The following is a 12,891-nucleotide window of genomic DNA, read 5'->3' on the forward strand; positions in this document are numbered from 1 at the left end:
TTATATTTCTCGCTGAAACGGAGCCCGTCCCTTAAAGGACGGCATAGCCGTTTCTACTTGAAGGGAGGATCATCATGAAGCGTTACGAAGATTTGTCGCCGTCCCAACGCTGTATTATGACTCCGGGTCCGGTCGAGGTAGATCCGCGTGTACTGCGGGCGATGTCTTTTCCGGTGCTGGGTCAGTTTGATCCAGAGTTCACCTCTATTATGAATGAAACGATGGAAATGCTGCGGGAGCTGTTCGCTACCCGAAATGCATGGGCTTACCCTATAGATGGGACCTCTCGCGCTGGTATTGAGGCGTTGATGGTCAGCTTAATCCTGCCGGGTGAACGTGTGCTGATTCCGATCTTTGGCCGCTTCGGACATCTATTGCATGAGATTGCTGAAAGATGTGGCGCTGAGGTGTTCGTGCTGGAAAAGCCATGGGGGAGTGTGTTTGAGCCGGAGGAAGTGATAGCAGCTATGGAGACTTTTAAGCCACATGTGGTCGCAATGGTTCATGGGGAGACCTCTACAGGACGTGTGCAGCCACTCGCGGAAATCGGTAGAGCTTGCCGCCGGATGGATGCTTTATTCATAGTTGATGCAGTTGCAACCATTGGGGGCATTCCTGTCGAGACAGATGCTTGGATGTTGGATGCCGTCGTTGGCGGTACACAGAAATGCCTGTCCGTCCCTTCCGGAATGGCACCGATAACGTATAATGATCGTGCTGAAGCTAAGCTCATGACCCGAAAACGAGTAGAACGAGGGATTAGAACAAGTGATGTCCAGCCAGGTGACTTATCTTTTGTCCGCAGCAATTATTTCGATCTCGGCATGCTTCAGGATTACTGGAGTCCACAACGTCTCAATCATCATACAGAGATGACCTCAATGCTTTATGCACTGCGGGAGGGCTTGCGGCTTACCCTTGAAGAAGGGCTGGATGCCAGATTCGCCAGACATATCCTCCATGAAAAAGCACTTGTAGCTGGATTAACAGCGATGGGGCTTGAACTTTACGGGGAGCCGTCCTGCAAACTTACCGTTGTTACCTGTGTGCTGATTCCTGAGGGCATAGACGGTGAATCTGTACGCACGCTGCTGCTGGAGCGGTTCGGCATTGAAATTGCCAGCTCCTTTGGACCTCTGAAAGGAAAGATCTGGCGCATTGGCACGATGGGCTTTAGCTGCCGTACGAATAATGTGCTGCGTTTGCTTGGAGCTTTGGAAGCAGCGTTGCTGCGACACGGATTTGAAGTTTCTTACGGACTTGGTGTTCAAGCGGCACTTGACGTATATGAGGAAAACGTAAGATAATCGTTGGAATAGATGCTGGCGGGTGAGTTCATACCAGGGGCATGTCCGGAGTGTTGGACAATCTTTGGATTAAGAAAACGGCTATCATCTATAGGGATGACGGAGCCGTTTTTTCGTACAATATCAGATTTGCCAACTATGATATCAACACAGCCGATGATTAAGCAATCCTCTATTATTATGAATCTATTCACTACATCAAGAACGCACTTGGATACTAACGGGGGAGAGATGAAAATGACAACTTTTACAAGAAAGCCTTTAGCAGATTGTGTACCTGAGCTTGTGGCTACGGCAAGAGGAGATAAACCGGCAACACTAGTAATTACAGGTGGAAAGCTGGTTAATGTATGCTCTGGTGAAATTTTAGAAGGAATGTCTGTTGGTATACAAGGTGGACGTATCGCTTATGTTGGTAAAGATGTGACACATATGATTGGTGAAGGAACACAGGTCATTGAGGCGAACGGTAAGTATATAGCTCCGGGACTACTCGATGGCCATTGTCATATTGAGAGCACACAGCTGACCGTTACTGAATTCTCCCGTGCGGTTCTGCCGCTGGGTACAACAGGTGGTTTCTTTGATGCTCATGAGATTGCTAATGTATTTGGGCTGAAGGGGATTCAATTGATGCTCGATGAGATGCGGGGGACACCGTTAGCGGCTTACATGCAGGTGGCTTCTTGTGTGCCTGCGGCAGGTGCGGAATTCGAGACAACGGGAGCTTCTATTGGACCAGAAGAAGTGGCAGAAGCCTTTACTTGGGGACCCGATGTGATTGCGCTGGGTGAAGTGATGAACTTTCCTGGCGTTGTTTATGGCGATGAGAAAATGCTTGGGGAAATTCAAGCTACGCTGCGGGCAGGCAGATTTGTAGATGGTCATTTCACATGGCCTTCCAGCGACTGGAGACTGCCCGTGTATGCTGCGGCAGGTGTGACTGGCGATCATGAGTGTGTGACGGCAGACGATGTGATTGAGCGCGTTCGACTGGGGATGTATGCCAAAATGCGCCGGGGCTCGGCTTGGCATGATGTTGCCAAGACCATCACCGCTCATACAGAGCGTGGACTTGATCCGCGCCGCATGATGCTGGTAACTGACGATCGCAGCTCGGAATCGTTACGCGACGAAGGTCATATGGATTTCGTTGTTCGCCATGCGATTGCTCAAGGCGTGAAACCAGTAACAGCCTTCCAAATGGCAACTATTAATACAGCAGAGCGTTTTGGGTTGTCTCAGGATATCGGATCTATTACTCCAGGTTCTTTTGCGGATATTATTCTGCTGGACGGGAATTTGGCCGATGTTCACGTGGTACTTACGATTGCCGCGGGTGTAGTAGTTGCCGAAAATGGTGTGATGACGGCAGAGCTTGCTAAATTCACTTATCCAGAGGAAGTTTTGGCTTCGGTTCATTTGCCACAGCGTCCTACCGCCGAAGATTTCATTATCGCGGCTCCAATTGAAACAGGTGAACTTACTGCAAGAGTTATTAAAGTAAGAGAAAATCATGTAGAGACCATTGAACGTATAGTTTCGGTACCTGTAGTGGCAGGGCAGTTGGATGTAAATGCTGTGGAGGGTCTGTGTAAAATCGCTGTGCTCGAACGTCATAAAGGTACAGGCAATAAATCAGTGGCCGTTGTCGAAGGTATTGGATTTAAAGAGCCGGCTGCCATTGCAATGACGGTTGCTCACGATAGTCATAATGTACTCGTCATCGGCAATGATGATGAGTTAATGGCTAAAGCTGCAAATGCGGTGGCGGATGCCCAGGGTGGTGTTTGCATGATCACATCCAGTGGGGAAACATTATTCCCGTTGGCTATTGCAGGTCTAATGTCCACGGAACCCTTCGAAATTGCTGCTGAGAAATCAGCTGCGATCAGCAAAGCGTTGTATGATGCCGGCTGTACTTTGAATTACGCGTTTATGACTTTATCGCTGCTTGCTTTGGCGGTTATCCCAACGTTACGTATCACAGATAAAGGACTCGTGCGGATTTCACCCGAGGGAATACAGTTAGTGCCATTGTTTGTTTAAGTAAATTAACCGAAGTATAATCCTAATGCAAAAAACTGTTCTGAGGTCGTAATGACCATTCAGAACAGTTTTTTGTTGTGAAAATAAGAAAGACTAAGTTTTTAAATATACATATTAAACAGATGGACAAAGATTGAAACATTTTTCTGTGGAATTAATGAAAAAATATTAACAAAGCGTAGTCAGTTGACGATAATAATGTTAAATTAGATAAAAATTAAAGTGATTGGATAGAGTTAATTTTACATTATTGGCATTTAACGAAATTATAGATATCATCAGGTTTCAGGTAACCCAACTAAGAGGGACGAGGTGCATGAGAGATGATCAGACTAGAAACGCAAGACATTCTGAATATTAGCATGAAGCAAATTGCTACTATTTTTAAAATGAAGCCGCTTGAGCTGAGATTTGTCACTGATTTTCAGGGTGAGAAATATCTCTTAACCAATGATAAGCTACACCTCAGCAATCAGCAGTACTGGGCGAAGGTTATGGAATGTGTCTTTGATGATCATGTTAGACCTGTGCTAATGTGTGAGGTGTTATATTTCCTGCGTAACGAATTTCTGGAAAGTGATATCAAGATATGCTTCTCTTATGATTATGCAGAGAATGGGAATGGAGAAGCCACTGCAACCGCTGAAGTATCTTTTAATGATTCAGCTGATTTGCAGCCAAGTGAGATTGCCGAGCTGATCGACTTTGCATTGACCTTACAGGACAAGCAATGGTTCCATGAACTGACTACTAAATATAAGCAGCTTACAGCATAAGCATCTTAGTGACCCTTAGATCTTATGAATTGACATAGCAAACCGTCTTTTCTGCAGCAAAGAATATTTGCGGACAAGACGGTTTTTTTGTATTACCAGCCCATGGCATTTCGTTCAACATGCTGAGCCAGAAATTGAAGCCAGTCCTCATGATTATTCAAGCAGGGGATCGCAGTGAAGTCTTCAGCATGTCCTCCTCCAGCCTCAAATTGCTCGCACCCTTCTATGGCTAGCTCGTGCAGCGTTTCCAGACAATCCGTTACAAGTCCCGGTGAGAAAATCAAAGGCTTATGAATTCCGCGTTCCGCTAGCTTTCCCAAAACATCTGCTGTAGAGGGACCTACCCATTCTTCGCGTCCGAAGCGTGATTGAAAAGTAAGCTGCCAGCGTTCAGGCTCCCAATTCATAGCTGAAGCGAGAAGACGCGCAGTTTCCATACATTGCTCTGGATAGGGATCGCCTGTATCTGCATATCGTTTGGGGATTCCGTGAAAGGTCAGTACAAAAAAATCAGGATTAGAGCTAAGAAGTTCCATTTGCTGCAGTAAATGCGACTTCATGGCTGAAATATAACCGGGTTCATTATAATAAGCATCCATAAATCTGAGAGCAGGAATAAGGCGCTTTGTTACCGGCCCAGTGGAGCTTTGTCGTCCTAGTGCAGCAAAACTCGCTTGATCGAAGACAGATGCCGTCGTAGTGGACGAATATTGCGGGAATAGCGGCACAATGATGATGCGTGTGACTCCATTTGCTTCCAATGTGCTCATCGCTTGTTCCATACTTGGTTCGCTATATGCTAAGCCAAGCTCTACTTGATACCGAGAACCTAGAAGCGCTTGCAAACCAGATCGCTGAGCTAATGAGTGGAAGAGTAAAGGTGATCCTTCTGTTGTCCAGATTTGTCTGTACAGCTCAGCCGACCGCCGAGGACGTGTACGCAGAATAACGCCTCGCAGCAGAGGTTGCCAGAGCAGTGGGGAATAATCTATGATTCGGCGGTCGGATAAAAAACGTTTCAGATAAGGACGTACCGCCTTTGCAGTAGGTGCAGTAGGTGTGCCAATTTGGGCGAGAATAACTCCAATAGGTGGCTGTTTGTTCAAAGCTTTGAACTCCTTTCCCATGTTAGAGATCGTTCTAAAATAACATATCTATTCTTGGATACACAATAATCGAGATCACGTTATCTACTTTGGAATAGGAAGTGGGTGTATTTGTTTGGAAAAAATAATGAAAAATCACATTTATGAGCAAATAGTGATGTTTCTTATAGGGTATGTGATTTTAGATACAGAGGAATTGCGGAAAAGTTTGGTAGTATCAAACCAGAAATTGATTGAAAAAGCGCCTTCATTTTTTTCTGATATGATATGTGAATTATTTCACCTTTGATGCGGTTTATTGTAAAAATGAATGAATAGATTTAAGGCATTATTTTTTTGGAAAGTGATGGTTCGCGCATAGGCATGAGAGGGGGGATGGGTTCTTATGAAGAGAGATGTAATGCTTCATAAGAAGAGAAGGGGCGCCGTGAAAGGTAAGTTTGGTTAAGAAAAGCTATATATCACTGGGGATTTGGTAAAGGAGAATTTTATTGAAAAAACTAATTTCTTTAACGGTTAGCGCGGCAATATTGTTAGCGCCATTTGCTTACACACTTAATGTGCCTGCTTTGAACTTGAAGGTGGATGCAGTATCCGCAGCTTCTGAAGAAGCGGATGCACCAGCAGCTAAACCAACAGCAAAACCAGCAGCAACAGCAAAACCAGTAGCAACACCAAAAGCAACACCAAAAGCAACACCAAAAGCAACAGCAAAACCAGTAGCAACACCAAAGCCAACAGCAAAACCAGTAGAAACACCGAAAGCAACGGTAAAACCAGTAGCAACACCAAAGGCAACAGCGGCACCAGCAGCAACGACAAAACCAGCTACAACGCCAAAAGCAACCGCTGCTCCAGCGGCTACAGTAGTTCCAGCAGCGACTGTTAAGCCTGTACCTACAGCATTGCCGGTTACAGTTAAGCAAAATGTATATCAAGATGGGGTTTACGTAGCTTATGGCGATGCTTACTCCAAAGGTACCGAAGGCGCTAAGATCGAAATTAAAGATGGAAAAATTACTAGCATCGATCTCCTGAGAACCAGCCCTAAGCTGATCGACAGAGATGCTCGTAACAATTATAGCGCTTTATGGCAAGCTTATGGATTGATGGAGAATAAATTGATTGGCAAGACAAGAGATGGAGCAGCTGCAGTAGATGCTGTTTCGGGAGCAACACGCTCTAGTAATGGATGGAAATTGTCTGTAGACAGAGCGTTTGAAAGAGCTCTAACAGTGAAAGATACAGATGCTATTTACTTTGATGGTGTTCATATGGGCATAGATCCTACAGGTAAATATGCAGTATTTGCAACCTACGAATCCAATAAGCTCACAGCTGTTAAAGTGTACCCGCTGAACAGTGCCGGTGATTTCGTGGATGAGAAGGCCTACACAGCTGAGCAATCCGCAGCAGTTGCAGCTATAACACCAGCATTGCTGGCTAAAGGAACAGCTGCAGAGCCTGTTGCAGGACTCGAAGCCGACTTTAAGGCTGCGATTAATGCTTTCTGGGATGCTGAGCAGAATGCAAAGATTAACAATACTTCTGCTTATGTAGACGGATTCTATTCCTCTTATGGGACTGCAAGAAGTGTTGGTGTTGAAAGAGCTGACATCGTGATCCGCAACGGTAAGCTAGTGGACGTGAAGCTGTTCAGACTTGGGAACAACCTCATTGACAGAGGTGCAACGGCTTATGCAGAAGTTGTAAAAGCTAATGCTCCGATGACAGCTAAGTTGCTTGCTAATGGATCTTACTTCGCTAACTATGATGAGAAAGTAGATGGAATTTCTGGCGCTACAGAAAGCAGTCACGGTTGGAACCAAGCCGTAGAAAGAGCTTTCGAGAAAGCACTGAAAGTTCCTGGTGAAGTTAAATATTTTGACGGAAAATTCGCAGGTGTGGATAACCAATCTAAAGTATTACTGCTTGTTGATGTTGCTTCAGATACAGTTACAAACATTAAATTAAGCTTGTTCGGAGCTGACGGCAAGCTGATCGCTGATGACAAACTAAGTGCAGAACAAAAATCGCTGGTGGGTACACTTACTTCAGGATTACTTGAAAAAGGTGTGCAAATGTCCGATATCACAGGTCAAGAAGAGCTATCCGCAGCTGCCAAAGCGGCTCTGACTGATGCTTTGACTAATGCATCCAAAGTTCAAGGAATCTATAAAGACGGAACCTTCACTGCATTAGGTGATGCCTATGATAAAGGAACAAACAGAGCAGACGTTACACTGCGTAACGGTAAGATCGTTAATGTTGCTTTGTATCGTGTAGGAATGAATCTTGTGGATAGAGGCAAGGCAGCTTACCCAGAGGTGGTAAAAGCAATTCCGCAATTGACTACTAGCATCCTTGCAGCAGGTACTAGAGAAGCTGTTCAAGATGTGGACGCTGTTTCCGGTGCAACTAGCAGTAGTGTAGCTCTTAAGACTGCGGTGGATAGAGCATACGGGAAAGCTGAGATTGTTGAAGCTAATAAAGCGGCTTACTTCGATGGAATCTTCATTGGTGTAAGTGCTGATAAGCTTGTAAATGTTATGACGTATGTTGAACATGGCGTTCCTGTTAAAATGCTCGTTTACTATCTAGATAAAAACGGAAGCACAAGAGCGGTTAACCAGTTGACTGACGCTGAGCTGGCTGTGAAGAGCGAGATTGAGTCGACTTCAACAGGCTATAGCTTACACAAGTATGGATATCGCGCAGCAGCTTTCGGAAATAATGATGCCGAGAAAGAAGTATCTGCTAAAGTGGTAGAAGCTATTAAATCAGCGCTTGAATCCGCTGGTAAATAAGCAATTTTTAATCAATATTTAATCTATAAAGGGGGTTATTCTAGAGCCATATTATGGCCTGTGGAGTAACCTCCTTTATCTACCTGTACATAAAAATGAAAATAGATCGTATAGTGATTTAAAGGGATTTTGGACGTGAGTGTCTAAAGTTTAATATAGAGAGCAGGTACAAAGCCTGTTATTAATAGGAGGCTTCAACATGACACAAATTAAACAGCTCGCTCCACAGGATGAATTTGTTGGCTTTTATCTCTTAAGAGAGCTAGCGATCAAACAAACGAACGGTACTCCTCCAAAGGATTATTTCGACCTAGTCTTGGGAGATTCCAGTGGACAATTGTCCGCGAAATATTGGGATGTCAGCACAACCGATAAAGAAACTTTTTTTCCTATGGCACTGGTGAAGGTTCGCGGGATTGCGCACACTTATCGTGAGAAATTGCAAATCAAAGTAACCAAAATCAGATTGGTGAACGATGAGGATGGCGTTGCGCTAACGGATTTTATTCGCTCCGCTCCTATTCGTCCAGTAGACCTTATTCATACGATTAAAGGGGTTATGGCAAGCATCACAGATCCGGAGATTGCCTCGATTGTCTCCTTTTGTGTAAGCAAAGTGGAAGAGAAATTGATGCATTATCCGGCTGCCAAAACGCATCACCATGCTTATTTTGCCGGACTTGCTTATCATATGGTTCGCATGCTGGAGATCGGGGATTTTCTGTGCAAGCAGCGTCCGTTTCTGAATACAGATTTAATGAAGGCTGGAATTATTCTGCATGATATCGCGAAGCCGGAGGAGATGATCTCTCAGCTCGGAATTGTCTCAGAATATAGCGTTCAGGGTAAGTTGATTGGTCATATCTCGATGGCATCTAACTGGATTACAGAAGCGGCCATCCGCTTAGACATTGATTTGAATTCGGAGAAGGTTCTGGCGTTACAGCATCTCGTATTATCACACCATAACCTGGGCGAATGGGGCAGTCCTGTTCAGCCGCAAACGGCTGAGGCCGTAGCGCTGCATCATATTGACGCGATGGATGCGAAGCTGCAGATGGTCGAGGATGCGCTGGATACCACACCAGAAACGGAAGAATGGACGCCATTCATCAGAGGACTGGAGAATAAAGCAGTTTATCGGATGAAGATCTAGCGTGTTGTGTTAATCTTGGTTGGTGATCTGGATGAACCAATGGGATGTTCACTGATCGATGATAAAAAATATACGGAATTCTTCCCTATAATGACCAGCAAGGTTAGATTTTTTCGTAGTGAATGAATCGACTTGTATGCTATATTCCTCCATCTATGCAAAACACCCAACCAGCTGTAATGAGCCTGTTGGGTGTTTTTTGGTAAATAACTTAATAGTTTCTTACAAATAGAAGTTTTTCGTTCTTTGATTGTTCACAGGTTTCTTAGCAGGTTTACTCTTTCGAGCAGAAAAAGGAGTGTATCCACCAGCAAACATTGTTCCGCTAGTATATCCTTGGCTGCTGGAGAGCAAAAGCGGGTCAAGGTGTGATTCTCGCTCCATAAGCATTAATAGAACCAAGGCAGCAGCGCGCGCGTCATCGAGAGCGTCATGGTGCTTCAGCTCAATGCCGAAATGCTCGGATACTACATTAAGCTTATGAGAGGGAAGCTCGGGCAGCATTTTTTTGCCTAGTAAATAAGTACATAAGTATTGAAAGCTCGGATAGCTTATGGACATCCCATCGAGGCAATACCGCAGTACACTCATATCAAAAGCGGCATTGTGCGCTACAACAATTCGTCCGTGCAGCAAAGGTTCAACGGTGGGCCATAATTCGTGGAAAGTAGGCTGACCGATTACCATGGAAGGGGTGATGCCATGTATCGAAATGTTCATGCCGTCAAACCGCTGCTTGGGATCGATCAGCCAAGAATGTTCTGCTGTGATTACGCCATCTTTAACTTCCACAAGCCCCAAAGCACAGGCGCTGGATCGACTGGAATTCGCCGTTTCAAAGTCAATTGCTATAAAGTCCATCGTAAAGCTCCTCATCTATCATATATACATTCATATTAAAGTAGTAAAATGATAAATACAATCTAGTACAAGTTACATATAGTAGTTGAGTAAAAATATGAATTCCCGCCATAACCATCTACCCGAGTAGAAATGTTGTGGCTTTTTCAAGTTTCGTTATCTTGCTATCCTATTCAAGAATCCGTACACTGCAAAATAGATGTTGTATATTATTGTTAAGCTCAGATACGGGAGGAAATACTTTGGGAGCTGTAATCACTAAATTTTTTGAATATGGGCAAGCAGAAATCGATTACCTCGGAAGTGTGGACCCAGTGCTAGGTGCGGCGATGGCGCGAATGGGGAAAGTGGAACGTGTGATTATTCCGGATCTATTCACCGCGCTTATCTATGCCATAGTAGGTCAGCTAATATCAGTCAAAGCAGTTCGAACTATCTGGACAAGAATGCAGGCTCAGTTCGAAGAAATAACTCCGCAGCAGCTAGCTATACACACAGCGGATGAGATTCAGGGTTGCGGCATGACGATGAAAAAGGCGGTTTGCATTCATGACATTTCCAAGCTGATTGCTGATGGGGAGTTTAAGCTGGAGGAATTATATGGATTGTCCGATCAAGAGGTTATTCAAAGACTCATGAAGTTAAAAGGCATCGGTATGTGGACAGCAGAGATGATGCTAATCAATTGTATGGAGCGCCCAGATGTAGTTAGTTGGGGAGATATCGCCATTCGTCGCGGCATGATGAAGCTGTATGGGCTTGATACGCTTACCAAAAAGCAATTCGAACAATACCGTCTCAGGTACTCACCACATGGTTCGGTAGCTTCCATATATTTATGGGAGATTTCATTTCAATAATTAATACGTAGGGAGCACTATAGTGGATAAAACAATAAAGGAACAGCTAGTGGAGTTGGCAGACGCGGATTACCAGAAGTTTTCTGCGGCTTTACTTCCGACGATCGATAATGTGATAGGAGTCAGGCTACCGGAGCTACGTAAACTCGCCAAAACCATTGCAAAGGGTGACTGGAGAGCCTATTTGGAGCACGTCGACTCTGATTTTTTTGAAGAGGTAATGCTGCAAGGTATGGTACTTGGTTATGTGAAGGCAGATCCTGAAGAAATTCTGCATTATATTGCGGACTTTATTCCTAAAATCGATAACTGGTCGGTATGTGATAGCTTTTGCACAGGGCTGAAGTTTACCTTGAAGAATAAAGAGCAGATGTGGGACTTTATAGTGCCGTATCTGTTATCTGACAAAGAATATGAGATTCGATTTGCGGTAGTAATGATGCTTAATTTCTTTATTGAAGAAGCGTACATCAGTCGGATTCTACAACTACTCGATAAGGTCAGACATGAGGGGTATTATGTGAAAATGGCGGTTTCTTGGGCGCTATCGATGTGTTATGTGAAGCTGCCTGCGGCTACGATAGGTTATTTGAGAACTAACACTTTAGATGATTTCACCTATAACAAGGCTTTACAGAAAATCACAGAGTCTTACCGAGTAGATCCGGAATCGAAAAAAATGATTCGCGGGATGAAGAGGAATAGAAAAAACAAGCCCCTTATATAGCTCAGTTGCTGAGAAATAAGGGACCTGTTAGTATATTTATTTTTTGTCGGTATTGATTTTCCGGTTGCGGATACGTTCAATTTCATCATCAACAGCACTACGAAGGTTGGGGTCAATGGATGAAGCTACACCTGCGCCTGAGTTGGATTTATACTTAGAGTTTTCTGCCAATGCTTCCCACTCGAAAATTTTCTCTTCCATTCGTTCGAAGCCACGTGAAGCGGTACCCACATTCGGTCCTTTTACACTGTTACTATGAGGGGCTGAGCTTAGTGTTTCTGTAGCTTGCTGAGCACGAGCGATAAGTTCAGTTCTTTTCGCTTTAAGGTGTTCGCGCTCTTCTTTAGCTCTAGCGATGTTGATCTCCAGCTCTGCCAGGGATTGCTGAGTTTGTGCCTGACTATTGATGCTCTCATCCAGCTGTTCTGTATACCGCAGCTTGGCCATGAGTGCAAGGCGTGCTCTTTCTTCATTACCTTGCTCAACCGCCTGAACAGCTTCAGCTTCGCTTTGATCTATCAGCTGAGTATATTCTTGCTTACGGCGTTCCAATACACTCGCTGTAACTTTTAAATCACGTTCATTGCGTTCTGCCGTAGCTATTTCGTTCTCAAGATCGCGTAGATACTGACCCGTCAGTAGCACTGGGTTTTCTAATTTGTTCAGACCTTCGTGTAGGGCAGCTTTAGTAAGGGTGGAAATTCTTTTGAATAAACTCATGTTATATCTCTCGTTAGTATGTTTGATTGGTACTAAATGACGATCTGTTAATAGAAATCATGTCCATCCGAAAAGCTGCCAAAAGGTTCTTTAGGGACGATGATGCTGGCGATAAAGTAAAAGATAAGTACGGTACCGAAGCTGAAAAGTGCTGCGGCAACAGTTACGAGACGGAGAATTGTGGCATCGATGCCTGACCAACTGGCAAGACCTCCGCATACACCACTAATCTTCTGGTCACTTCTGGAACGATATAATTTTTTCATTTATTATTGTCATCCTCTCTAATGGGGGGGATTGTGTTTAAATCTTGCAACCCGCTTGCTTATGTACTCATTGTATAGCCTTTTTAAATGCGGCAAAACGGCCTGAAGGCGGTTTTATATACCAGACCTGAGTCGAGGTTCGTTCCCGCAGGAAGGCGGGGGAAATAAGTTCATGATTGTGGATGAACTACAAATCCCGGTTGAAGTTAGGTACAATAAAGAGAGGAATACTTGTGGTGGTGTCGAAATATGCTTA

11 protein-coding genes are annotated in these 12,891 nt (G+C 44.4%); 7 read left to right on the forward strand and 4 right to left on the reverse strand.

All coding sequences use genetic code 11. The annotated features are described in order from the left end of the window. The first annotated feature begins 74 nt into the window (after positions 1–74). The 3 genes from NYE25_RS27840 to NYE25_RS27850 all read left to right on the forward strand — a co-directional run bounded on the left by NYE25_RS27840 (position 75) and on the right by NYE25_RS27850 (position 4,132). Complete coding sequence (locus NYE25_RS27840; protein WP_341147380.1) at positions 75–1,307, forward strand: pyridoxal-phosphate-dependent aminotransferase family protein; 1,233 nt, start codon at positions 75–77, stop codon at positions 1,305–1,307. Between the two features lie 237 nt (positions 1,308–1,544). Continuing rightward, the gene (gene ade, locus NYE25_RS27845) at positions 1,545–3,356 is read left to right on the forward strand and encodes an adenine deaminase (RefSeq protein ID WP_445667158.1); all 1,812 of its coding nucleotides are present in this window, start codon (positions 1,545–1,547) and stop codon (positions 3,354–3,356) included. 323 nt (positions 3,357–3,679) lie between these two features. Next, on the forward strand, positions 3,680–4,132 hold the full coding sequence (locus tag NYE25_RS27850; RefSeq protein WP_339269512.1) for an IDEAL domain-containing protein: 453 nt from the start codon (positions 3,680–3,682) through the stop codon (positions 4,130–4,132). A 92-nt stretch (positions 4,133–4,224) separates the two neighbouring features. Here the strand turns inward: NYE25_RS27850 and hemH are convergent, their stop codons facing one another. Continuing rightward, on the reverse strand, positions 4,225–5,238 hold the full coding sequence (gene hemH, locus NYE25_RS27855; RefSeq protein ID WP_341147382.1) for a ferrochelatase: 1,014 nt from the start codon (positions 5,236–5,238) through the stop codon (positions 4,225–4,227). Positions 5,239–5,729: 491 nt separating this feature from the next. Between hemH and NYE25_RS27860 the strand changes: the two genes are divergently transcribed. Together NYE25_RS27860 and NYE25_RS27865 are read left to right on the forward strand one after the other, a co-directional pair. Beyond that, a complete protein-coding gene (locus tag NYE25_RS27860) occupies positions 5,730–8,045 on the forward strand; it encodes an FMN-binding protein (protein WP_341147383.1) in 2,316 nt (771 codons plus the stop codon). 199 nt (positions 8,046–8,244) lie between these two features. Then, on the forward strand, positions 8,245–9,201 hold the full coding sequence (locus NYE25_RS27865) for a 3'-5' exoribonuclease YhaM family protein (RefSeq protein ID WP_341049603.1): 957 nt from the start codon (positions 8,245–8,247) through the stop codon (positions 9,199–9,201). A gap of 222 nt (positions 9,202–9,423) precedes the next feature. On the opposite strand, the gene NYE25_RS27870 is transcribed toward NYE25_RS27865, so the two are convergent. Then, complete coding sequence (locus NYE25_RS27870) at positions 9,424–10,062, reverse strand: 3'-5' exonuclease (RefSeq protein WP_341049601.1); 639 nt, start codon at positions 10,060–10,062, stop codon at positions 9,424–9,426. Between the two features lie 242 nt (positions 10,063–10,304). On the opposite strand from NYE25_RS27870, the gene NYE25_RS27875 reads away from it, so the two are divergent. Together NYE25_RS27875 and NYE25_RS27880 are read left to right on the forward strand one after the other, a co-directional pair. Beyond that, positions 10,305–10,922, forward strand: a complete 618-nt coding sequence (locus NYE25_RS27875) for a DNA-3-methyladenine glycosylase family protein (RefSeq protein WP_341147384.1) — start codon at positions 10,305–10,307, stop codon at positions 10,920–10,922. Positions 10,923–10,944: 22 nt separating this feature from the next. Continuing rightward, positions 10,945–11,649, forward strand: coding sequence for a DNA alkylation repair protein (locus NYE25_RS27880; protein WP_341147385.1), 705 nt, complete (start codon positions 10,945–10,947; stop codon positions 11,647–11,649). A 36-nt stretch (positions 11,650–11,685) separates the two neighbouring features. Here the strand turns inward: NYE25_RS27880 and NYE25_RS27885 are convergent, their stop codons facing one another. Beyond that, positions 11,686–12,369, reverse strand: a complete 684-nt coding sequence (locus tag NYE25_RS27885) for a PspA/IM30 family protein (protein ID WP_341147386.1) — start codon at positions 12,367–12,369, stop codon at positions 11,686–11,688. Between the two features lie 47 nt (positions 12,370–12,416). Further along, the gene (locus tag NYE25_RS27890) at positions 12,417–12,635 is read right to left on the reverse strand and encodes a PspC domain-containing protein (RefSeq protein ID WP_042185808.1); all 219 of its coding nucleotides are present in this window, start codon (positions 12,633–12,635) and stop codon (positions 12,417–12,419) included. Between the last annotated feature and the right edge of the window lie 256 nt (positions 12,636–12,891).

This window comes from Paenibacillus sp. FSL E2-8871, from assembly GCF_038000345.1.
In the GTDB taxonomy this organism is placed as follows: Bacteria; Bacillota; Bacilli; order Paenibacillales; family Paenibacillaceae; genus Paenibacillus_AQ.